The organism is Leisingera sp. XS_AS12 (assembly GCF_041224635.1).
GTDB lineage: Bacteria > Pseudomonadota > Alphaproteobacteria > Rhodobacterales > Rhodobacteraceae > Leisingera.
In genome coordinates, this window is sequence record NZ_JBGFGM010000074.1 from 1 (window position 1) to 20,484 (window position 20,484).

21 protein-coding genes are annotated in these 20,484 nt (G+C 65.6%); 3 read left to right on the forward strand and 18 right to left on the reverse strand.

Annotated features, from left to right (window positions below; translation table 11 throughout):
* Positions 1–96 precede the first annotated feature (96 nt).
* Positions 97–1,086 (forward strand): pyridoxal phosphate-dependent aminotransferase, encoded by a 990-nt coding sequence (locus tag AB9K35_RS05935; protein WP_369924870.1) that lies wholly within the window; start codon positions 97–99, stop codon positions 1,084–1,086.
* 47 nt (positions 1,087–1,133) lie between these two features.
* Here the strand turns inward: AB9K35_RS05935 and AB9K35_RS05940 are convergent, their stop codons facing one another.
* The 6 genes from AB9K35_RS05940 to AB9K35_RS05965 form a co-directional block, all read right to left on the reverse strand.
* On the reverse strand, positions 1,134–1,535 hold the full coding sequence (locus AB9K35_RS05940) for a Rid family hydrolase (RefSeq protein ID WP_222455968.1): 402 nt from the start codon (positions 1,533–1,535) through the stop codon (positions 1,134–1,136).
* A gap of 46 nt (positions 1,536–1,581) precedes the next feature.
* The gene (locus AB9K35_RS05945; RefSeq protein WP_369924871.1) at positions 1,582–2,637 is read right to left on the reverse strand and encodes a D-TA family PLP-dependent enzyme; all 1,056 of its coding nucleotides are present in this window, start codon (positions 2,635–2,637) and stop codon (positions 1,582–1,584) included.
* Complete coding sequence (locus tag AB9K35_RS05950) at positions 2,634–4,103, reverse strand: M81 family metallopeptidase (protein WP_369924872.1); 1,470 nt, start codon at positions 4,101–4,103, stop codon at positions 2,634–2,636. The genes AB9K35_RS05945 and AB9K35_RS05950 overlap by 4 nt, the downstream gene beginning before the upstream one ends.
* A gap of 91 nt (positions 4,104–4,194) precedes the next feature.
* Positions 4,195–5,232: a DctP family TRAP transporter solute-binding subunit gene (locus AB9K35_RS05955; protein WP_369924873.1), complete on the reverse strand. Its 1,038-nt coding sequence runs from the start codon at positions 5,230–5,232 to the stop codon at positions 4,195–4,197.
* Between the two features lie 34 nt (positions 5,233–5,266).
* Entirely contained in the window at positions 5,267–6,550 is a 1,284-nt protein-coding gene (locus AB9K35_RS05960) for a TRAP transporter large permease (RefSeq protein ID WP_369924874.1), read from the reverse strand.
* Positions 6,547–7,068: a TRAP transporter small permease gene (locus tag AB9K35_RS05965; protein WP_369924875.1), complete on the reverse strand. Its 522-nt coding sequence runs from the start codon at positions 7,066–7,068 to the stop codon at positions 6,547–6,549. The genes AB9K35_RS05960 and AB9K35_RS05965 overlap by 4 nt, the downstream gene beginning before the upstream one ends.
* A gap of 189 nt (positions 7,069–7,257) precedes the next feature.
* On the opposite strand from AB9K35_RS05965, the gene AB9K35_RS05970 reads away from it, so the two are divergent.
* Positions 7,258–8,190 carry a MurR/RpiR family transcriptional regulator gene (locus AB9K35_RS05970; RefSeq protein ID WP_369924876.1) on the forward strand — a complete coding sequence of 311 codons (933 nt, stop codon included), beginning with the start codon at positions 7,258–7,260 and terminating at the stop codon, positions 8,188–8,190.
* A 21-nt stretch (positions 8,191–8,211) separates the two neighbouring features.
* On the opposite strand, the gene AB9K35_RS05975 is transcribed toward AB9K35_RS05970, so the two are convergent.
* From AB9K35_RS05975 to AB9K35_RS06000, 6 genes are read right to left on the reverse strand one after another with little or no spacing between them, the layout of a single operon-like run.
* Positions 8,212–8,682, reverse strand: coding sequence for a hypothetical protein (locus AB9K35_RS05975; protein ID WP_222455975.1), 471 nt, complete (start codon positions 8,680–8,682; stop codon positions 8,212–8,214).
* Positions 8,672–9,241 (reverse strand): histidine phosphatase family protein, encoded by a 570-nt coding sequence (locus AB9K35_RS05980; RefSeq protein ID WP_369924877.1) that lies wholly within the window; start codon positions 9,239–9,241, stop codon positions 8,672–8,674. Before AB9K35_RS05980 ends, AB9K35_RS05975 begins: the two co-directional genes overlap by 11 nt.
* Positions 9,238–10,308, reverse strand: coding sequence for an MBL fold metallo-hydrolase (locus tag AB9K35_RS05985; RefSeq protein ID WP_369924879.1), 1,071 nt, complete (start codon positions 10,306–10,308; stop codon positions 9,238–9,240). The genes AB9K35_RS05980 and AB9K35_RS05985 overlap by 4 nt, the downstream gene beginning before the upstream one ends.
* A 14-nt stretch (positions 10,309–10,322) precedes the next feature.
* On the reverse strand, positions 10,323–11,366 hold the full coding sequence (locus AB9K35_RS05990) for an ABC transporter ATP-binding protein (protein WP_369924880.1): 1,044 nt from the start codon (positions 11,364–11,366) through the stop codon (positions 10,323–10,325).
* Positions 11,354–13,060, reverse strand: coding sequence for an ABC transporter permease (locus tag AB9K35_RS05995; protein ID WP_369924881.1), 1,707 nt, complete (start codon positions 13,058–13,060; stop codon positions 11,354–11,356). Before AB9K35_RS05995 ends, AB9K35_RS05990 begins: the two co-directional genes overlap by 13 nt.
* The gene (locus AB9K35_RS06000) at positions 13,057–14,025 is read right to left on the reverse strand and encodes an ABC transporter substrate-binding protein (protein WP_369924882.1); all 969 of its coding nucleotides are present in this window, start codon (positions 14,023–14,025) and stop codon (positions 13,057–13,059) included. Before AB9K35_RS06000 ends, AB9K35_RS05995 begins: the two co-directional genes overlap by 4 nt.
* A gap of 165 nt (positions 14,026–14,190) precedes the next feature.
* Here AB9K35_RS06000 and AB9K35_RS06005 point away from each other — a divergent pair, with 165 nt between their 5' ends.
* The gene (locus AB9K35_RS06005; RefSeq protein ID WP_369924883.1) at positions 14,191–15,003 is read left to right on the forward strand and encodes a DeoR/GlpR family DNA-binding transcription regulator; all 813 of its coding nucleotides are present in this window, start codon (positions 14,191–14,193) and stop codon (positions 15,001–15,003) included.
* Positions 15,004–15,228: 225 nt separating this feature from the next.
* Here AB9K35_RS06005 and AB9K35_RS06010 read toward each other — a convergent pair whose 3' ends face one another.
* From AB9K35_RS06010 to AB9K35_RS06035, 6 genes are all read right to left on the reverse strand, one after another.
* Positions 15,229–16,710, reverse strand: coding sequence for a sodium:solute symporter (locus AB9K35_RS06010; protein ID WP_369924885.1), 1,482 nt, complete (start codon positions 16,708–16,710; stop codon positions 15,229–15,231).
* Positions 16,707–16,892 carry a hypothetical protein gene (locus AB9K35_RS06015; RefSeq protein ID WP_222455983.1) on the reverse strand — a complete coding sequence of 62 codons (186 nt, stop codon included), beginning with the start codon at positions 16,890–16,892 and terminating at the stop codon, positions 16,707–16,709. The genes AB9K35_RS06010 and AB9K35_RS06015 overlap by 4 nt, the downstream gene beginning before the upstream one ends.
* Positions 16,893–17,008: 116 nt before the next feature.
* Entirely contained in the window at positions 17,009–17,632 is a 624-nt protein-coding gene (locus AB9K35_RS06020; RefSeq protein WP_281708275.1) for an isochorismatase family protein, read from the reverse strand.
* A gap of 21 nt (positions 17,633–17,653) precedes the next feature.
* Positions 17,654–18,685 (reverse strand): 2,5-dihydroxypyridine 5,6-dioxygenase, encoded by a 1,032-nt coding sequence (locus tag AB9K35_RS06025; protein WP_222455985.1) that lies wholly within the window; start codon positions 18,683–18,685, stop codon positions 17,654–17,656.
* Between the two features lie 26 nt (positions 18,686–18,711).
* Entirely contained in the window at positions 18,712–19,494 is a 783-nt protein-coding gene (locus AB9K35_RS06030) for an alpha/beta fold hydrolase (protein ID WP_369924886.1), read from the reverse strand.
* 11 nt (positions 19,495–19,505) lie between these two features.
* Entirely contained in the window at positions 19,506–20,207 is a 702-nt protein-coding gene (locus AB9K35_RS06035; RefSeq protein ID WP_369924913.1) for an Asp/Glu racemase, read from the reverse strand.
* Positions 20,208–20,484 lie beyond the last annotated feature (277 nt).

Below are 20,484 nucleotides of genomic sequence, written 5' to 3' on the forward strand. Positions count from 1 at the left end.
TAGCCGGTCTCCTCAGCGGTGTGGTCTACGCAAAACCACTGTTGAGACCTGAGACCCGGTTATGGCCACCCGCTGCGCGGTTTGAGGGCTGCGCGCGTGGCCATAACCTCTCAGCGGCCAATCTTCCCGACGTGCTACGGGCTGGACTACGGCCCGGAGGAGATCATCGCGGGCACCGGCGCCAAGGAGATCTTGTTCGATGCCTTCATGGCCAGCCTTGATCCCGGCGACGAGGTGATCATTCCGACGCCTTACTGGACCTCTTACGCCGATATCATCCGCATTGCGGGCGGCGAGCCGGTGCTGGTGCCCTGCGGCGATGACACCGGCTTCCGGCTGACGGCGGAGAAGCTGGAGGCGGCGATCACGCCGCGCACCCGCTGGCTGCTGCTGAATTCGCCCTCGAACCCGGCGGGGGCGGGCTATGGCGCGGCGGATTACCGGCCGCTGCTGGAGGTGCTGCTGCGCCATCCGGAGGTCTGGCTGATGGCGGATGACATGTATGAGCATATCACCTACGGCGGTTTTGAGTTCGTCACCCCGGCGCAGCTGGAGCCGCGGCTGAAGGAGCGGATCCTGACCGTGAACGGCGTCTCCAAGGCCTATGCGATGACCGGCTGGCGGCTGGGCTATGCGGGCGGGCCGCGTGATCTGATCGCGGCGATGAAGGTGGTGCAGTCGCAGTCGACCTCGCATCCCTCGTCGATCAGCCAGGCGGCGGGAGTGGCGGCGCTGACCGGCCCGCAGGATGTGCTGGCGCAGCGGCGGGCCAGTTTCCAGGCGCGGCGCGATCTGGTGGTGGAGGCGCTGAACGGTATGGAGGGTATCAGCTGCCCGGTGCCGGAGGGGGCATTCTATACATTCGCAAACTGTGCAGGCGTGTTGGGCAAGCGCACGCCGGAGGGCAGGGTGCTGGAAACGGACGCGGATTTCTGCGCCTATCTGCTGGAGCAGCACCATGTGGCGGTGGTGCCGGGGCGGGCCTTTGGCATTTCGCCCTATTTCCGGATCTCCTACGCCACATCCGAGGCCGAGCTGCGCCAGGCGCTGGACCGGATCGCAACCGCGGTTGCGGCGCTGGCCTGAGCCGGAGCGGCCCCGCGGCGAGGCAGGGCCGACTGGTCTGCGCGGGATCAATCCAGCGGCTTGTAGACCACGGCGTCGATCTCGACCTTGGCGTCGACCATGATTTGCGAGCGCACGGTGGAGCGCGCCGGGCCGCCGTTGGGGAAATAGCTGGCATAGACCCGGTTGAAGGTCCAGAAGTCGCGCGGATCGTCGAGCCAGACGCCGACCTTGGCGATGTCGTCGAGGGTGCAGTCGGCCAGTGCCAGGGCGGCTTTCAGGTTTTCCATGGTGCGACGGGTCTGGCTTTCGATGCCGCCGGGCTCAATCTCGCCGTTTTCCTTCATCGCGACCTGGCCGGAGATATAGACGAAATCGCCGGCCCGCACGGCGGGGGCGAAGGGCAGGGGCTGGCCGCCTGCGCCGGTGCGATCGTCGCCGTAGCGGATGACTTTCTTTTCGCTGCTCATGTTCAGAGTTCCTTTTGTTATGATGGGTGTGTTCGGGTGGGTGGGGTCACCAGACCTGGCCACGGGCGGCGACCGGGCAGGGGCCAAGGTGCTCGCTGCCGCGGATCAGCTGCACCTCGTCCAGCATGTTGGTGACCACGCAGACGTGGTTCGGGATGATGCGCAGGCGGTCGCCGACCTGCAGGTTGATGGCATTGGCGGTCAGCACGCCGTGCTCCTCGGAGAGGCCCGCGATATGGATGTCTGGGCGGCCCAGCACATGGCCGTGGCCGTCCAGACCCAACAGGTCGGAGGTCAGCACCTTGCTGCCGGCATCGATCACCGCGCGGCCTTCGCTGGGCACCGAAATCACCGTGACCAGCACGCTGAGGGCACAGTCGTCCCAGCTGCAGGTGCCACGGGCCTGGAGCGAGCGGTCGTTGAAGACATAGGTGCCGATGCGGTATTCGGTGGCGATGCCGACCTCTTGCGCCTGCCACATGCCGGGGGAGCCGCCGTTGGAGACGGTCGGCACCTCCAGCCCGGCGGCTTCGATCAAGGATTTGGCCTCAACCAGCCAGCGCTGCACCTCAGCCTCGGCGCCGGCGGGCGGGTAGGTCATCACGCCGCCGAAGGCGAGGCCGGGCTGCTGGCTGATGTATTGCGCCAGGTCGCGGGCGGCGTCGGGCGTTGCAACGCCGCAGCGGGCGGCGCCGGTGTCGCATTCCACCAGCACTGTCAGCGCATTGGGGCTGTCGGCAAAGGCGCGGGACAACCCGTCGACGGTGGCGCTGTTGTCGGCGACCACGGTCAGGCGCACGCGCTCGGCCAATGCGCGCAGGCGGGCCAGTTTGGTGTCGCCGAGGATGTTGAAGGTGATCAGCACGTCATCAATGCCGCCCTCGGCGATCATCGCCTCGGCTTCGCTGACCTTCTGGCAGGTGATGCCAATGGCACCGGCGTCGAGCTGGCGTTTGGCGATCATCGGCAGCTTGTGGGTCTTGATATGCGGGCGCAGCTTCAGCCCGTGCTGGTCGCAATGGGCCTGGAAGCGGTCGATGTTGGCCTCGGCAATGTCGAGATCCACCAGCACGGCGGGGGTGTCGATCTGCGGGAAGGTCATGCGTGTTTTGCCTCCTTGAAGGGTTCCGCGACGATCGGCCAAAGGGGGCGCGTCAGGCGGGTGTAGCGGGTCTCGGCCGGGTTGTTGGGGTAGGGGCCATCCACCGCGGCATAGAGAATATCGGCGGCGACGGGGGCGAAGGCGCCGTGAAAGTGGTTGGTGGATTTCACCGCAACCACCTGTTTTGCCGCGATATCTATGCCGAGGTTGGTGAAGAGATCGGGGGAAAAGGTCTGCGCGCGGTTGGAGTTCAGCACCACTGCGATGCCGTTCACGTCGATCACCGCGCAGTCGCCCAGCGGCACGATGGAGGCGCCGAAGCTTTGCACCGCATCCTTGGCGACGCGCAGGACGGTGACGGTGGCGTCGATGGGATCACCGGCATGGGCCGAGGTCTTGCCGCCGAAGCGCAGGTCCAGCTCCGCGCCTTCGCCGGCGGCGTGGCACAGGCGTACCGCCATCGGGTCCCAGATGGTGCCAAGCGCCATCGAGGTGACGCCCATGTCCAGCGCGGCGCGCAGCAGGATGGTGGAATCGCCGGCCACGCCACCGCCGGGATTGTCCCAGACATCGGCCACCACGACCGGGCCGGTCTCCGCCATGCAGGCCTGTTCCAGCGCCTGTGTCACGGTCAGGAATTCGGGTTTGGTGGTGCCGCGGAAGGAATGCAGCTCCAGCCCCAGTTCGCGCGCGAGCGCATCGCCCGCAGACTGGTTGCCGTCGGTGATGACGATGGTCCTGGCGCCGAGATCGGGGGAATCGCCCGCCATGAAGCCGTGGATGGCGGATATCGACAGCGCGGTGCCGTCTGCCTCCAGCGCGCACATCTTGTCGACGAAGCCGCGCATCGGGTGGCGGCTGGTGGGCAGCACTTCCATCATGCGGACGTCAAACACGGACAGTTTGGGGTCGATCTCGCCACGGGCGGCGCGCAGGGTCAGGTCCACGCAGGCCTCGCCGGTCTCGACGAAATCGGTGTGGGGGAATTCCTTGAACACGGTGATGATGTCCGCGTTTGCCACGCGTTTTTCGCTGAGGTGGCTGTGCGGGTCAAAGGTAACGCCGATGCGCACGTCCGGCCCGGCGATCTGGCGCACGGATTCGATCAGCACGCCTTCGCAATCAATACAACCGTCGGCGATCATGGCGCCGTGCAGCCCCAGCACCACCGCGTCCACCGGCAGGGCGGCGCGCAGCTGCTCCAGCACCTCGTCACGCAGCCGCGCCCAGGTGCGGGCGTTGACCAAGCCGCCGGGCTCGGCCCAGGTGGCGGTGCCCTCGATCAGTTCGACCTCGCCTGCGGCGGCGCGCTTGCGCAGGGCGGGGAAGACGGCGCTGCACAGGGTCGGGGTCTCGGGGTGGTCGCCGGGGGCGGCGTAGAAGCTTTGTGCAAAGTCCGAGAAATCGGTCCGCAGCGGCGAGAACGTGTTGGTTTCAGTGGCAATCGAGGCGCAGAAGACCCGCATGGTTCGGTCCTTTGGTCGGGGGATTCGGGCAGGCGCAAAAGGACGCCTGCCCAAGGTGCTCGGCCCGCAAACGCGCGGGCCGGCGCAGAGGTCAGTCGAGGTAGGCGGAGGCGTTGGCCGCGGCGACCTGTTCCTTGAACTTGGCCAGCAGCTCACCGGCGCGGGCGTCCATGTTCTCGGCCACATGGGCCTCGAACGCGGGCTGGGCGGCAGCGGCCATGGCGGCGCGCTGCTCGGCAGTCAGGGCGGTGACCTTGATCTTGTCCATCAGCCCGCCAAGGCCGCGGTCAGAGGCCTCGATCACGCGGGACAAACCGCGGCTGGCGGTGACGCAGTTCTCGGCGGCGGTGTGCAGGGTGGCCTGCTCGGCCTCGCTCAGACCTTCATAGAAGGCGCGGTTGATCATGAAGGTATAGGGCGAGAACAGGTGGTTGGTCAGGGTCAGGTGTTCCTGCACCTCGGCGAAGTTCGCGAAGGAGATGATCGGAACCGGGTTCATCTGGCCGTCGATCACGCCGGTCTGCAGGCCGGAGTAGACCTCACCCCAGGACAGGGGATAGGCCTCGGCGCCCAGCGACTGCATGATTTTCTGATGCGAGGGCAGGGTCATGGTGCGGATGCGGATGCCCTCGAAATCTTCGAGATTGGCAATCGGGCGCTTGGAGTTGGTGACCGCAAAGAAACCGCCGGTGTCCGGGAAGCCCAGCACCACAACATCACCCAGCTCTGCCTCGATGTCGGCGGCGAGCTCCTTGCCGAAGGGGCCGTCGAGGACCTCATAGGTGGAGGCGTTGCCGTTGAAGGCAAAGGGCAGGTTTAAGACGTCGATGCGCGGGTAGTAGCTGGCCAGCGCGCCGGTGGAGGTCAGCGTGGCCTGGATGATGCCGTCGCGCACCTGCTGCACATGTTCCGCAGCCGAGCCGAGCTGGTTGGAGCCGAAGACCTCAACCGTGACCGAGCCGTTGGTGTCGGCGGTGACGATGTTGGAGAACACGGCGGTGCAGGCGTGGGCGGGGTTTTCAAACGGGTCGGTCTTGTTGTCGTGGCCGAATTTGATGACGCCGCCCGCCGATGCGGTGGTTGCTGTCAGCGTTGCCGCGACGGTCAGGCCCTTGATGAGAGTGTTCATGGTTTCCTCCTTGTTGGATTTGATTTGGTTTTGGTTATTGGGCGAAGCCGAGCATCCGGGGCAGCAGCAGGGCCGCGTCCTCCCAGAAGGCAAAGACAAACAGGATGGCGACCTCGGCCAGCAGGAAGGGCATCAGCTTCATCGAGATGCGCTCGAGCTTTTCGCCGGTGACGGATGACAGCACGAAGAGGCAGGCGCCCACCGGGGGTGTCATCAGCGAGATGTTCAGCGCCAGCACAAAGATGATGCCTGCGTGGATCGGCTCCAGCCCGACCTGTTCGGTCAACGGCACCAGCACCGGCGCGAGGATGATCAGGATGGCGGTGATGTCCATCACCATGCCGACGATCAGCAGCAATCCGATGATGATGGCGACCACCGCATAGCGGTTGTCCGACAGGCCCAGCACGGTTTCCGCGATCAGCTGCGGGATGCGCTCGAAACTCATCCACCAGCCGAGGATGCCGGCAAAGGCGATGATGACAAAGATCACCCCGGTGATGCGCGCGGTGCGAACCAGCATGCCGTAGAAGCCCCGCAGGGTCAGGGTGCGGTAGACGAAGACGCCGATGAAGATGGCGTAGGCGACGGCGATGGAGGCGGCCTCGGTCGGGGTGACGATGCCGCCCAGGATGCCGCCGAGGATGATGATGGGCATGGCGAGCGCGGTGAGGGAGGACAGGAAGGTGTCCCAGATTTCGCGGGGGGTGGCGCCGCGGATGGCCTTGGGCAGGTTCTCGCGCTTGCCGCCGATGGCGATGACGCCCATGCAGACCAGGCAGATCACCAGACCGGGCAGGATGCCTGCCGCGAACAGCCCGGCAATCGACACGCCCATCAGCGAGCCATAGACCACCATCAGGCCCGAGGGCGGGATGGTCGGCCCGATGATCGACCCGGCGGCGGTGACCGCACAGGCGTAGTCGCGTTTGTAGCCTTCCTTGACCATCGCGGGCACCAACGTGCGGCCAAAGGCGGCGGCGTCGGCGGTGGCGGATCCGGTCAGCCCGGCAAAGAACACCGAGGCCAGCATGTTGGTATGCGCCAGCCCACCGCGGAAGCGCCCGACCAACACCTGCGCCAGCTTTACCAGTCGCCCTGTGATGCCGATGTCGTTCATGATCTCGCCCGCCAGGATGAAGAAGGGCATCGCGAGGAAGGGGAAGATGTTCAGCCCGTTGAAGATCTTGCTGGGGCCGATGGCAAGGAAGCTGGTGCCGCCCATGTCGATCAGGCCGACAACGCCGGCGAGGCCGATGGCAAATCCGATCGGCATGCCGAACAGGATGAGGACAACAAATGCGATCGCGGCGATCATGGTGTTTCCTCCTCGAGGCGGTCGTTGAAGGGCGGGTTGTCGATGTGGCTGCCCATGTCGCGCATCAGCACCAGCGCCAGCTGCACCGCGGCCAGCGCGGCAGAGACCGGGATGGCGGCGTAAAAGGGCGCAAGGCTGACGCCGAAGATCATCGCCTGCCGCGGTGCGCCACTGGCGGCAAAGCCGATGCCGAACCACAGCACGTAGAGAAACAGCGCCAGTGCCAGGAGATCCATGCAGATCAGCGCCGCCCGGCGCAGCCCCGTCGGCAACGCCAGCACAAAGGCGGTCAGCCCGATGTGGTCGCGCCGCGCAATGCCGGAGGACACCGCCAGCATTGCCGCCCAGATCATCAGGTAGCGGGCCAGAACCTCGGGCCAGGGCAGCTGCCAGTGGAAATAATAGCGGTCAATCACCCCCAGCCAGACATCCAGCACCAGCGCCAGCATCAGGGCGGCGACGATGGCTTCGACGGTTGAGTTGATTTTGACGCTGTCGGTTTCGGCCCATTTCCGCATCGCTCACCTCCCCTGAGCTTTCTTGTACTTTAAGTACATTTAACTCAGGTTGGCGGCATGAAATCAACATAATTTTGTTACTCAGGTACGTATTTTCGACAAATGCCTGAAAAACCATCTTAGATTTTTGTCGGTTTGACCCGAAAATGTATCTGAGTTACGTTTCTCGGCGTAACCAAGGAGACCGCCGTGACCGACGAAACCATTGCTTTTACCGCTGACGGGCTGCCTCCGAAGAAGGGTATTTCGGGCACAGCGGACGTGATTTCCTCGCTGCGCCGCCATGACGGACAGCTGCCGACGCAGGAGCAGAAGGTGGCCGATTTCGTCAAGGCGCATCTGGAGCAGATCAGCGCCATGACCATCGCCGAGCTGGCGGGGCAGTGCGATGTCAGCACCCCGACGGTGATCCGCTTCTGCCGGACGCTCGGCTGCGACGGGTTTCGCGAGTTCAAGCTGCGGCTGGCGCAGAACCTTGCGGTCAGCCAGCAATATCTGACCGCCAAGCCGCTGCCCGAACAGGTGCGCGGCGATACGGCGATCGATCAGATCCTCGGCGCGCTATATGCCTCGGCCAGCGCCATGCAGCAGCAGATCGATGCAGAGGCGATGGAGCTCGCAAAGGCAGCCCTGCTGGAGACCCGGCATCTGGTTTTCGCGGGCATTGGCGGCGGCTCTTCCAATGTGGCGCAGGAGGCGGCGAACCGGTTCTTCCGGCTGGGAATCCCGGCGGTGTCGACCAGCGACAGCTACATCCTGCAGATGCGCGCGGCGACGCTGAAGGCGGGGGATGTGCTGTTCCTGATCTCGGCCAGCGGCGAGGCGGATGCCATCGTCGGTGCGGCAGAGATTGCCGGCGGCTATGGTGCGACGACCATCTGCATCACCAAGCCGGGCACCCGGCTGGCCCATGCCTGCACGGTGCCGATCCTGCTGGACCTGCCGGAGGACCGGGACATCCACAAGCCCACCGCCTCGCGTTATATCCACATGATCGTGGTCGATGCGCTGGCGATGGCGGTGGCGCAGGCGATGGATGAAACCACCGAGAACCTGCGCCGCATCCGCGCGTCGCTCACCGCTTATCACGGGCGCACGGGGCCGCAGCCGCTGGGCGACTGAGGCCGCGCGCGCTGGAGCTGCTCAGAACGCGCCGGGGGCGCATTGCAGGCAGACCAGCCCTTCGCTGCGCCAGAAATCAACCACGCTGGCGCGGTCGTCAAAGACGATCCAGGGATCGAACCCGTCGAGCCGCATCTGCTGCAGCAGGTCGCGCTTCACGTCCGGGTCGCTCAGCTCGTCGGCATCGCCGGGGCGCAGATAGATACCATCAAAGGGCAGATCGTTCGCCTCCAGCCAGGCCACGGTCTGCGCCACCCAGCCTGCGGGGCGGCCTGAACACAGCACGATCTGCTCGCCGCCGGCCTTTAGCTGCCGCAGCACCCGGGCCACCGGCGCGATCACCGCGGTTTCCGCCATGGCGTCGTGGAAGGCGTCCCAGTGTTTTTCCGGCCCGTGCACCAGCGGGCCGAGCCGCTCGGCGTCGAATTCGGCCAGCGTGCCGTCGATGTCGAAGACGGCGCAGGGGCGGCGGGCGGGGGTGTCAAAGCTCATCAATCTCTTCCTTGTGGGTCAGGGGGGTGCCGCAGGGGAGCGGACGGTAATGGATGGCGCGCGCGTTGGGGGCACGCTGTCCGACGTCCGGCTGGCCGGTCAGCAGGCGGGTCGCGCGGATGACGCCGGAGTGGCAGACGATCACCGGGAGGGCAGGGTCTGCCTGCCGGATGCAATCAGACAGCGCGGCATGGACGCGCCCGATCATCTCAGCCCAGCCCTCGCCGTCGTCTGGCGTGTCCTCGCGCCGGGGCAGTTCGGCCAGGGGGCGGCCTTCGAAGATGCCCCAGTCGCGTTCGCGCAGACCGTCCAGCACGGTTGCAGGACGTCCGGGAAAGCCAAGCGTCGCGGTTTCGCGGGCCCGGGCCATTGGGCTGGTGAACAGGGCCAGTGGCTTGGGCCAGTCGCGGTCCGCGAGGGCGCGGGCCTGCTCGCGGCCTGCCTCCGTCAGCGCCACATCCAGACGCCCGGCGATGAGGCCCGCGCGGTTGGCCGTGGTCTCGCCGTGGCGGATCAGGCAGAAGGCGCGGGCGGGCAGGGCTGGCAGCGGCCCGGTCACAGCGCCACCGTTTCATGCAGGAACACCTGGGCGTCAAAGCCCGGTTCCACCAGGTAGTCCTCGGGCAGGGTGCAGAAAGCGGGGGCAAAGCGTTTGGCGCCGAGGCGGCGGATCATCGCGATCTGGTCCGGCAGCGGCGGATGCACGTTCCAGCGGCAGAAATGCCCGCCCTCGACCGCCTCGATGCCGCGGGCATGGGCGGTCATGTGGCCGGTGAAGATCACATGCGCATCGCGCCCCAACCGGCCGCTTTCGCGCCAGGCGCGCACATAGGCCCAGGCCGCGCCGCCGTCGGCGTTGGGGGTGTCGCAGATCAGAAAGCGGGCCGCGTCCAGCGGGCCGCGCTCCAGGAGCGGCGCGATCTCCTGCGCGCCGGGGGCAACGCCGCCGGAGGCGAGGGCAGCGCGCAGGGCGGCGGCGCATTCGGGGTCCAGCAGCACCGCCTCGGGTCCGAAGCGGCGCATCAGGTGCAGCGCCAGTTCGCCTGCGCGGCCCGAGGGCGGCACCGGCAGCAGGATCTGGCCCTCCAGCCGGTCGATCAGCGCGTCAAGATCGGCCAGCCGCTGCGCCTGCGGCACCGGGTTCAGGTGGTAGGAGCAGTCGATGATCGCGGTCTCGGCGGGCGGCGGCGCGTCAAAGGCGAACCAGGCCGATTCCTCTGACCAGTCGCCGGAATAGAACAGCCCGCCGCCGAGGTCGAAGTGGAACCACACGCCGCCAAGCGCATGGCCGTTGCGCCCGGTGGTGAGGCGCACGCCGTCCAGCAGGATCTCGCCCTGTTCCGGCAACTCCTGCACCCGGGCCGAGGGCGGCAGCGCCTGCGCGGTGCGGCGGGTGGCATAGATCGGCAGGCCGGCCTCCACCGCGTAAGCGGCGCCGCCGATGTGGTCGATATGGTCATGGGTGACAAAGACCGCATCGGCGCCCTCCAGCCAGGCGGGGTCGAAATTGGCGTTGGCCTCGGGCCCGAAGCCGCAGTCCAAGAGCCAGCGGCGGCGACCGGTGTCGAGGCGCATCGCGGCCGGGCCCTTGTCTCCGATGCCGGAGAGAACGGTGATGGTGCTCATGTGGTGTCTCCGGATCAGGCGGCGGCGAAGGCCCAGGGCGGCGTCAGGGTCAGCCCGATCTGGCTGCCGGGGGCGTAGCGGGTCAGGCTCTGGGCGACCAGCGCGTCGCCGGTGGTGGCGACCAGATCCAGCCGGTAGCGGCCGCCGAGATAGGTGGCGCGGGCGACCTGGGCGCGGATGTCGCCGGTTTCCGCAATGGCGAGGTTTTCCGGCCTGAGGCAGGCCAGTGTCGGGCTGGGGCTGTCGGTTTTTACCGGCAGGCGGGTGCCCAGCAGGCTGGCCTCGCAGCTGGTGCCGCTGTGCTGGGGGCCGGACAGCGGCACCACGGTTCCATCGCCGATGAACTCGGCCACAAAGCGGCTGCGGGGACGGGCATAGAGTGCCTCGGGCGTGTCGAGCTGCACGATCCGACCCTCGTTCATCACCGCGATGCGGTCGGCCATCGCCATTGCCTCGGCCTGGTCGTGGGTGACATAGACCATCGTCGCGCTGGTGCGCTGGTGGAAATCGCAGAACACTTCCTGCATCGAGGCGCGCAGGGCGACGTCGAGATTGGCCAGCGGCTCATCCAGCAGCACGGCGGTCGGGTCCGAGACCAGGCAGCGCGCCAGCGCCACCCGCTGCCGCTGGCCGCCCGACAGATCCGAGGGCATGCGGTCGGCGTAAGGTTGCAGCGCGGTGGCTGCCAGCGCGGCGTCGATGCGGGCTTCGCGTTCGGCCCTTGGCAGTTTGCGGATCTCCAGCGGGTAGCCGACGTTGCGGCGCACGGTCATATGCGGCCACAGGGCGTAGGACTGGAACACGAAGCCGATGTTGCGGTCCTCCGGTGCGGCGTGGCGGCCGGTGGCGGCATTGGCCACTTCCTGCGCGCCGATGTGAATGCTGCCTTCGCTCGGCTGCTCGAAGCCGGCGAGCAGCCGCAACAGAGTGGACTTGCCGCAGCCGGAAGGGCCGAGAAGGGCGAGGAACTCGCCGTTTTCCACCGTGGTGGAGACGGATTGCAGCGCAGCGGTCTTGCCGAAATGCTTGGCAAGACCGGTGAGGGTCAGCTCTGCCATGGGACAACTCCTTTGGGCAGGTGGCGGGAGGTCAGCTGGATCACCGCCATCAGGAACATGACGACCAGCACGATGGTCATGGCCACGGCCGAGGCCATAACCGTCTCGCCGCTGTCGTCGAGGTTGAAGATCACCACGCCCAGCGTCTCGGTGCCCGAGGACCACAGGAGCGCCGAGACGGTGAGCTCGTTGAAGGCGGTAAGGAACACCAGGATCGCGCCGGCCGCGGCGGCAGGGGCCGAGAGCGGCAGGACGATGTCGCGCAGCCGCCGCCACAATGGTGCGCCGACGGCGCGGGCGGCCTCGTCCATGGCGGGATCGAGCTGGCGCAGGCTCGACTGCACCGGGCGGAACATCACCGCGAGGAAACGCGCAAGATAGGCAAGGAAGATGATCCAGATGGTGCCGTAGAGCGTGGCCTCCGTGAACGGCAGGTTGATCAGCAGGAGGATCATCGCGATCGCCAGCACCACGCCGGGCAGCGCATAGGGCAGGTCCAGCAGGCTGTCGAACAGCTGCCCCGCGCGGGTCTTGTGCCGTTCCATCAGCCAGGCCAGCGGCAGGCACAGGGCCATCAGCAGCGCCGCTGCTCCGGCCGACAGCAGGAAGGAGTTCACGAAGGCGCGTCGGATGGCAGGCTGGCGGAACAGCGCCTCGTGCCAGCCGTCCAGCGACAGGGTGTCGAGCCGCAGGGGCACACCGTAGGCCGGCACCAGGGAGGTCGCCAGCAGACCCGCCATCGGCAGCACCAGGATGGCGGCGATCACCAGCCACAGCGCGATCTCGACCGGCAGCCGGGCGCGGCCCAAGGGGATCATCAGCGCGCGGCCACCGGAGCCGGTCAGGTGCAACCGCTGGCGGCGCTGGAAGAAGCGCTGCAGCAGGATGCCCGCGATGGCGACGGCGCCGATCAGCATGGCCAGCACTGCAACCTCGGCCAGCACCGCGGTGCCAAGTCCGGCCAGCCGCTGGTAGATCAGCGTCGGCAGGGTGGCATAGCCTGCCGGAATGCCCAGCATCGCCGGGATGCCGAAATTGCCGAGCGCGGTGACAAAGGTGATCGCGATGCCGCCCAGCAGGCTGGGCAGGGTCAGCGGCAGCACCACCTGCCACCAGATCCGCAGCCCGCGGGCGCCGGAAATGCGCGCGGCCTCAACCGCGTCCTGCGGGATCGCGCGCAGCCCGGCGCGCAGGGTCAGAAAGATGATGGAGGTGTGCTGGATGCCGAGCAGCAGGATGATGCCGCCGGGGGAATACAGGGGCTGCGGCGCGCCGAGCGGCGGTGCGAGGCCAAGGGTCTTGAGGAACACCGACGACGGGCCCATCACCTGGGTCCAGGACAGGGCGGTGATCTGCGGCGGGATCATCATCGGGATCATCAGGCAGAACACCAGCGCCGCCTTGCGCCGCAGGTCGGTGAGCGCCACCAGAAAGGCAAAGACGCCGCCGATCAGCACGGAAATCAAGGTTCCCAGCCCCGCCGTCACCAGCGAATGCCACAGCGCCGAGCGGGTGGCGGGCTTGGCCAGAACCTCGGCCAGAAATCCGGGATTGAGGCCGCCGCCAGCGGTCAGCCCCTCGTGGAACAGCCGGGCGACCGGCGCCAGGGTGACCAGGATGGCCAGCCCCAGAACCAGCGTCAGCAGCCGGCCCTCGGACCGGCTGCTGCTGGGATATGCGATCGCGCGTGTCATTCGGCGCCGAAGAGCTCTGCGAATTTCGCCTTGTTCGCGTCGGCGTCCTGCAGCGCCTGCGCCGGGTCAAAGGCCATCAGCTTGATCGCTTCGCGGGCCGGGAAGCCCTCGGGCACGCCCATGCCGTTGCGGGCCGGGATGTAACCCATGTCCAGCACCAGCTGCTGGCCCTGCTGCGACAGCACGAAATCGACGAATTTCTGTGCCGCATCCACGTTCTTGGCGGTCTCGAGGATCGCCACCGGTTCTGTGACATAGGAGACGCCTTCCTCGGGGAAGACGAATTCCACCGGCGAGCCGTCAGCCTTGTTGCGGATGGCGAGGAAGTCGACGACCACGCCATAGGGCTTCTCGCCGGAGGCGACCGCCTTGAAGGTGCCACCGTTGCCGCCCTGGGCGCGGGCCTCGTTGGTGGCGAGATCGCCGTAGTAGTCCCAGCCCAGCTTGTCGTCGCCGGTCAGGGTCGCGAGGTGGATCAGTGCTGCGCCGGAGTAGAGCGGCGAGGGCATTGCCAGCTGGCCCTTCAGCGACGGATCGGCCAGATCGCCCCAGGAGGTCGGCTGGCTGGCGGCGCCGGTGTTGTAGACGATGCCGGTGGTGATCAGCTTGGTCGAGTGATAGTAGCCATCGGCGCTATAGAGCGCCGGGTCATAGGCCTGTGCCTCGGGCGACTGGTAGGCCTTGAGGTGGCCGGCCTGCGCCATGCCTTCCAGCGTCACGGTGTCTGCGATCAGCAGCACGTCGGGCTGCGGGTTGCCGGCCTCGATCTCGGCAGTGAGCCGGGCCATCAGCTTGGTGGTGCCGTCGCGCACCCAGTCGACCTCGATGCCCGGGTGGGCGGCCATGAAGGCGTCGACGGTTTTTTGCGCGTCGGCGTTGGGCTGCGAGGTATAAAGAGTCAAAGTGTCGGCCAGGGGCGCCGTAGCGACCAGAGCCAGCGTGGCGGCAGACAGAAGGGTTTTCATCGGAAATCTCCGGTTTTGGCTTTCGTACGAAAGTGTGCGTGCCGCCGTTATTCCCCGAGTCTGAAAAGGTTTTGTGACAGTTTCCCAACAATATTATTATCTTGCCCGCCTGGACTATGGCCTGCTACCCGAGGGGGCGGCAGGTTTATTTTCAAAGGAAAGCGGATGCGCAAGGAGGACATGACCCGGCGACGCGATGCCATCATCGCGCTGTTGTGCGAGGCGGAAGAACTGTCTGCAGCCGCGCTTGCGGCGCGATTGGGCGTTTCGGTGCAGACGATCCGCAGTGATCTGCGTCAGTTGGATGAGGCTGCATTGGTGCAGCGGCGCAACGGGGGGGTGCGGCTGCGCCAGCCCTCGGAAAATATCGGGTATGCGCCCAGGGCCAGCTTGGCGCGGGCAGAAAAGCAGCAGATCGCCATGGCGGTGCGCGACCTTGTCCCCAATGGTGCCCGGATCGCGCTTGGCACCGGCACCACGGTGGAAACCTGTGCGCGCATGCTGGCGGCCAGCCGTGCAGATTTGTTCATCGCCACCAACAGCATACATGCCGCGATTGCCTTGCAGGCAGCGGAGGGGGCTGAAGTGGTGCTTTCCGGTGGCACGCTGCGTCTTCGTGATCTTGACGTGATCGGCGCGGCATCGGTGACGTTTTTCAGCAGCTTCCTTGTCGATCTCGCGGTCTTCAGTTGTGGAGGGCTATCACCCTGCGGTGCGGTTCTGGACTACAACACCGAGGAAGTCGCGGCCCGCTCAGCCATCGCCGCCTGCGCGCGGCGCACGGTTTTGGTCATGGATGCCAGCAAGCTCGGCAAGGCATTGCCGTGTCGCAAAGGCATGGTGTGGGAGTATGACGTTGTCGTGACCGGGGCGGACCTGCCTGAAGAGGTTCAGCAGCAGTGCCGGGCGTCGGGGTGCGAAGTGATCCGCGTGGGACCAGACCGAGCGGCGACAAACAGCGATGCGGAGCATGTATGATTGTTCGGTTGGAATGAGGTCTGTTCCTCGTGACTATTGGAGAGTGCGTGCCATCAGGCCTCTACAGCGCAGAATTACAATTATGTTAAATATTTTAACGGCAGCCCAGCGGTTATGCGGTTCACTTTCTCAGAAGCGTTAGGAAGATTTCCCTTTCCCTGATGCGAAGCATCCCCAGCACCTATGATGCCGGGGATGCAGATCGACTTTGACGAACGGCTTGGCTCAACCAGCCTTCACCGGTGCTGCCGGAACGGCGGTCGACCTTGACGAAACAAAGCCTTCGGTCACCTCGTCACTGGGGCGCGTCAGAAGGCTGACACCGACGAACAGCAGCGTCGACACCGGCAGGCCCAGAATGCCCGCGTTGTAGCCGAACAGCTTGTTGCCGGTCAGATACATCACGATCACGAACAGCCCGCCACCCGCAATCGAGACCAGCGCACCGGCGGCCGTGCCGCGCTTCCAGAAGAAGGCGCCGACAATGGCGGGCACGGTCACCACCAGCCCGGCCGAGGCGGCAACCGACAGGATCGAAATCAGGCTCAGCTCCAGCGCGGCAAAACCGAGGGCAAGAACGGAGATCACCGGGATCACCAGCTTGCCGATCCACAGCTGGCGGTGATCGGACTGGTCGCCGCTGACATTGCCGTAAACATCGCGCGCCAGCATCGATGACAGCGTCAGCAGGATTGAATCGATGGTGGACACGGCCGCGGCCAGAATACCGACCATCACGATCACCCCCAGCACCGGCGGCACGAAATCAGACGCCAGCAGCACCGAGGTCGCGAGATCCGCGCGCTCCAGTTCCGGGAAGGCGACGAAGGCCGAGAACCCCCAGATTACCGACACCAGCGTGTAGATCAGGCCAAAGCACAGGAAGATCAGCAGCATCCGGCGCAGCGCGGCCTTGGATTCCGGCATGAACAGGCGCTGGCTGACCTGCGGGTTGGAGATCGAGAAGAAGAACCACGGAATGGTCAGCCCGATGAAGGTCTGCAGGCTGAACAATCCCGGACCCGGCACCGTCAGCATCTCGGGTTTGCGTTCGGCGACGGTTTCGAACATGCCGGTGAAGCCGCCCAGTTCGCTGACGACCAGGATGGCCACGATGGAGGAGGCAACGATCATCACCAGCGCCTGCAGGCTGTCGGTCCACATGACCGAACGGATGCCCGCCACGTAGGAGAAGAAGATCGCCAGCGCGGTTGCAATCAGCAGCCCGGTGCCAAAGGAAATCGCGCCGTCCGACATGCCGGACACCAGATAGCCCACACCAGAGAGCTGCACTGCGGAATACGGGATCAGGAAGATGCAGCTGACGATTGCCGCCGCGATCGCAACCCAGCGGCTGCCGTAGCGCGCGCCCAGCATCTCCGACGGGGTGACGAACCCGTATTTCTTGCCCGCCGCCCAGAAGCGCGGACCGAAGATGGCGACCAGCGACACGCCGGCGAAATAGACGATCTCGAACCCCAGCGCGCCGACGCCGCCCTTGTAGGTGAGCCCGGCCAGCCCGACCATCATGAAGGCGGAATAGGTGGTGGCCGAATAGCTGAGTGCCGAGACCACGCCGCCCATGCTGCGGCCGCCCAGAAAGTAATCCGACATTGTCGTGGATTTGCCCGCCCGCGACAGGATAGCGACGATGATGGAGATCACCACATAGGCGGCGATGCCGTACCAGATGAAAGACTGGCTCATTCCTCGTCCTCCGTGAAAGAGGCGGTGGCCAGCGCGTTCAGCACGATGATGGCCACCCCCGCAAGGGTCCAGAAAAGAAAGGCACCGGTCCAGCTCGGCGTGTCGCCAAGCAGGCCGTAAGGCACGGCGTAACAGGCCAGAATGACCAGCCCCACCAGCCACAGGGATACTGTACGTAGCATTGATCTGCGCTCCCGTTGGATCGTTGAGTTATGTTAGAGGATGCTTTGCTGCACCGCTTGTTGTTTGGGTCTGCCGCATCCGGCCTGCGGGCGCTGACGCCCGCAGATGACACGGCTCAGGCCAGGCTGTCGAGCCAGTCCTCGATATCGGCGGCGTCGGTGACGTCCGCGTATTTCTGGTTCATGTCGTAAAGGTTCGCGTCATGTGGTGCTTGCGCCCTGTCTGCGCAGCAGTCCCGCGGTACCAGAACGTTGAAGCCGGATTGCACCGCATCGACCACGGTGGCGCGCACACAGCCAGAAGTGGTCGCGCCGGTGACGATCACCGTATCCACCCCTGCTCCGGTTAGTAGGCCCGCCAGATTGGTGCCGTGAAAAGCAGAAGCGCCGTGTTTGACAATCACCGGATCTGCCGCCGCGATACCCGTGGCGGCGTCGATTTCCACCAGGCGGCTGCCCGCGGCAAGGGCCGCCATTCCGGCGGCCTTTTTCAGCCAGGGCAGCGCTTCACGCTCCCAAGGCTGAAAGGCGATGGTGGTATAGATCACCGGCAGACCCATGGCGCGTGCCTTGTCCGTCAGCCGTCGGGTCGCGGCAATCTGCGCGGACATGTCAGCGGCGGTCGGGTATTGCGTGTCAGTGAACCCGTAGGAGAAATCCACCACCACGATGGCGGGCCGGGTGCCGCGCGGCACCCTCTGGCCAAAGCCCGCATCCGAATAGACCTGTTCCTGAGACATGCTGCCCCCTCCCCCGCGGCCTCAGCCGCGCTCCATCTGCATTTCCTTCACCACCAGATCGCCGTCGATCACGATCGGCTCGTCATCCAGGAACAGCGAACAGCCGCGCATCGGGATGTCGAGGTGGCAGGCGGTGTCGTTCGGTCCGCCCAGCTCGTTGTTGGGGCCGGTCGAGAACATCACGTTGCCGTAAAAGCTGCGCGGCTCCATCCCCATGCCGCCGGGGAATTCGCCCGGGGTCATACCGTGCCATTTGGCATTGGGGTTCATGCCCCATCCGACATGACTCATCCCCATGCCGCGCGGATCATTGAAGGCCTGCATGTAGGACTTCACCAGTTCCGCATCCAGCCCGCCGCGGATGTCGGTGATCCAGCCCTTCTCGATGGTGTAGGTGATCGGGTCGCGCACATACATGTTCTGCGGCAGCAGCACGTCGCCCGGCGCCACCACGATGGTGCCGTCCACGCCGTCATCGTCGCCGCCGGTAAAGACAAAGCCCGAGGGCCAGTGGTCCCAGCGGCCCGGCGTGTCGGTGCAGGCATATTCGGCCACGGTCTCATAGGTATTGAGCTTGTAGGTCACGTCGGTGCCATGCGGCGAGGTGATCCGCATCACCTTTGCGCGCGACAGGTAGTCCGCACCGATCTCTACCTTCTCGCGCAGTTCCTGGCTGGGCAGCATCCGCGCCAGCAGCTCCGGCGGCTCCACCGCAGTCAGCACGCGGGTTCCGGCCGCCTGGATCGCCATCTGCTCGGGGCTGAACAGCAGGAAGATGCAGTCGATCAGCATGTCGCAATTCTTCAGCGCCTCCACCGCATCGGGCATGGCTGCCAAACCGGTCTCGCCCACCGCCCAGGCCCCGGCGACCGGCGGCGCGGGCAGGCGCATGTGGTACATGTTGGCGCCGAGGATCCTTCCTGCCGCCATGAAGGCATCGGCATAATCCAAGCGCTCGTTGCCCTGTGTCAGCACGACCAGGCGCTCGTCCTTCTGCACGCCGGACATTTTCAGCTGATGTACGCAGATTTCGGTAAAGCTCTGATGGTCCATCACGTTTCTCCCTGAAGTCGTGTTTGTTATGCGGTGAAGTCGAGAACGGCGGCGAGGAACCCTTCGAGATCGTCCCAAGGGATCATGTGGCCTGCGCCGGGTACGATGCGCTGTTCGATCTTCGGGTTCAGCTCTGCCACCTCGGCCTGGTCATCTGCATCCACAACCGTCGCGCCCCCGGCGATCACCAGCCGTGCGGGCTTGCCGATCTTGGGGATGTCCTGGTGGATGTCGTCGGTGTGGAAGCCGTCAAAGGCGGTGCGGATCGCGCCCCAGTGACAGGTGTGCAGCCATTCGGCGCGCAAGGCCAGTTGCTCCTCGGTCCAGGTCGGGCAATAGGCGCGCATATCCTCCGCCGAGCAGCCCTGTGCCGCCATCACGATGCTGTCGCCATACCACGGCCATTTCGACGGGTAGGCGCGGCGCATCGGGCCGCTCATCGGCGGGTCGACCAGGATATACCCGGCAAAAGGCGCCGCATCGCGGGCGTTGGCGCGGATCGCGATCCGAGCGCCCATCGAATGGCCCATGACCACGGGGTTGTTCATCTGCCGCGCCAGCGCGATTGCGTCATCGGCCAGCGCATCCAGCGTGTAGTCGAGGTCTCCGGTTTCCGACAGCCCACGCCCGCGCACGTCCAGCACGTGAACGTCGAACCGTTCTGCCAGCCGCTCGGCGACAAAGCCCCAGGTGATCGCGGGGGAAGTAATGCCCGGAATGACGAGGAGTTCCGGCGCGCCCTCGGGGCCCGCATAGCGGATCAGGTGCTGGCGGATGCCATTTGCGTGGACGTTGTATCCGAGTGCCATGTGCGCCTCCCTCAATACGCGCCGGACAGCAGGGTGCCGCCGCCGGGAACGCGGGTGTCGAGCTTCAGCGCCTTCAGCATCTGCCATGTGGTGGCGATGGCCGCGGTCAGCACCGGCTTGCCCACTTGTGCCTCGACGGTGGACACCGCCGGCAGCGAGGGCATCTGCACGCAGGCCGACAGCACCACGGCATCAACATCGCTGGTGTCCATTTCGGACACGATGCCGGGCAGGTTCATCGGGTCATGCGCCGCCACGGCGAGGTTGTCGGAAATCTCCAGTGCGCGCCAAGTCACCACCTCGATGCCCTCGTTGCGGATGTATTCCACCACCATTTCGGTCAGTGGCTTCATATAGGGGGCGACCACCGCGATTTTCTTGGCGCCGATGGCCTGGACGCCTTCGACCAACGCACCGGCAGAGGTCACCACCGGGGCGGCGGCGTCATTCGACTTGGTCACGCCGTGCAGGCGTTCCTGCGACACGCGGTGATAGCCGTGGCCCATCGACATGATCGCCACCAGGCAGGCGTAGCCCATCACGTCGACCTTGGCGTCCGACAGTTCCAGCGCACAGCGGTCGCTGTCGGCATCCATCTTTGCCAGTTCTTCCTTGGTCACATGCTTCATCCGCATCCGCGAGGAGTGGAAGGTGAACCGCTCCGGCGCGATGGCCTCCCGCGCCCGCAGCAGCGCCGGGATTTCGGTCTCCATCGTGATGTTGGAACTGGGGACGATCTGGCCGATCCGATAGGGTTTCATGTCCTGCACCTGTTTGTGTACGAATTATTTCATGTGTAGGATTTTGTTCGTACAGAAACAAGTTTAAAAAATGCAACTTTTGCAAACTTGCATTATTTCAATGGTTTAGTTGTTGCATGGGTGAGTAGAGGACGCGAAATACGCTTGAAAGCTACGCTGACACATCTGATTATTGGACGCGCATTGCGTCCTAAACCTGCCGCGCGAATGCAGGCGCGAATCGCGACAG

What these genes read in the sequence shown, in the direction of transcription:
- AB9K35_RS05940 (WP_222455968.1), bottom strand. Translation starts at nt 1,535, where the DNA reads ATGAGCAGCGAAAAGAAAGTCATCCGCTACGGCGACGATCGCACCGGC.
- AB9K35_RS05945 (WP_369924871.1), bottom strand. Translation starts at nt 2,637, where the DNA reads ATGACCTTCCCGCAGATCGACACCCCCGCCGTGCTGGTGGATCTCGAC.
- AB9K35_RS05950 (WP_369924872.1), bottom strand. Translation starts at nt 4,103, where the DNA reads ATGCGGGTCTTCTGCGCCTCGATTGCCACTGAAACCAACACGTTCTCG.
- AB9K35_RS05955 (WP_369924873.1), bottom strand. Translation starts at nt 5,232, where the DNA reads ATGAACACTCTCATCAAGGGCCTGACCGTCGCGGCAACGCTGACAGCA.
- AB9K35_RS05960 (WP_369924874.1), bottom strand. Translation starts at nt 6,550, where the DNA reads ATGATCGCCGCGATCGCATTTGTTGTCCTCATCCTGTTCGGCATGCCG.
- AB9K35_RS05965 (WP_369924875.1), bottom strand. Translation starts at nt 7,068, where the DNA reads ATGCGGAAATGGGCCGAAACCGACAGCGTCAAAATCAACTCAACCGTC.
- AB9K35_RS05975 (WP_222455975.1), bottom strand. Translation starts at nt 8,682, where the DNA reads ATGAGCTTTGACACCCCCGCCCGCCGCCCCTGCGCCGTCTTCGACATC.
- AB9K35_RS05985 (WP_369924879.1), bottom strand. Translation starts at nt 10,308, where the DNA reads ATGAGCACCATCACCGTTCTCTCCGGCATCGGAGACAAGGGCCCGGCC.
- AB9K35_RS05990 (WP_369924880.1), bottom strand. Translation starts at nt 11,366, where the DNA reads ATGGCAGAGCTGACCCTCACCGGTCTTGCCAAGCATTTCGGCAAGACC.
- AB9K35_RS05995 (WP_369924881.1), bottom strand. Translation starts at nt 13,060, where the DNA reads ATGACACGCGCGATCGCATATCCCAGCAGCAGCCGGTCCGAGGGCCGG.
- AB9K35_RS06000 (WP_369924882.1), bottom strand. Translation starts at nt 14,025, where the DNA reads ATGAAAACCCTTCTGTCTGCCGCCACGCTGGCTCTGGTCGCTACGGCG.
- AB9K35_RS06005 (WP_369924883.1), top strand. Translation starts at nt 14,191, where the DNA reads ATGCGCAAGGAGGACATGACCCGGCGACGCGATGCCATCATCGCGCTG.
- AB9K35_RS06010 (WP_369924885.1), bottom strand. Translation starts at nt 16,710, where the DNA reads ATGAGCCAGTCTTTCATCTGGTACGGCATCGCCGCCTATGTGGTGATC.
- AB9K35_RS06015 (WP_222455983.1), bottom strand. Translation starts at nt 16,892, where the DNA reads ATGCTACGTACAGTATCCCTGTGGCTGGTGGGGCTGGTCATTCTGGCC.
- AB9K35_RS06020 (WP_281708275.1), bottom strand. Translation starts at nt 17,632, where the DNA reads ATGTCTCAGGAACAGGTCTATTCGGATGCGGGCTTTGGCCAGAGGGTG.
- AB9K35_RS06025 (WP_222455985.1), bottom strand. Translation starts at nt 18,685, where the DNA reads ATGGACCATCAGAGCTTTACCGAAATCTGCGTACATCAGCTGAAAATG.
- AB9K35_RS06030 (WP_369924886.1), bottom strand. Translation starts at nt 19,494, where the DNA reads ATGGCACTCGGATACAACGTCCACGCAAATGGCATCCGCCAGCACCTG.
- AB9K35_RS06035 (WP_369924913.1), bottom strand. Translation starts at nt 20,207, where the DNA reads ATGGAGACCGAAATCCCGGCGCTGCTGCGGGCGCGGGAGGCCATCGCG.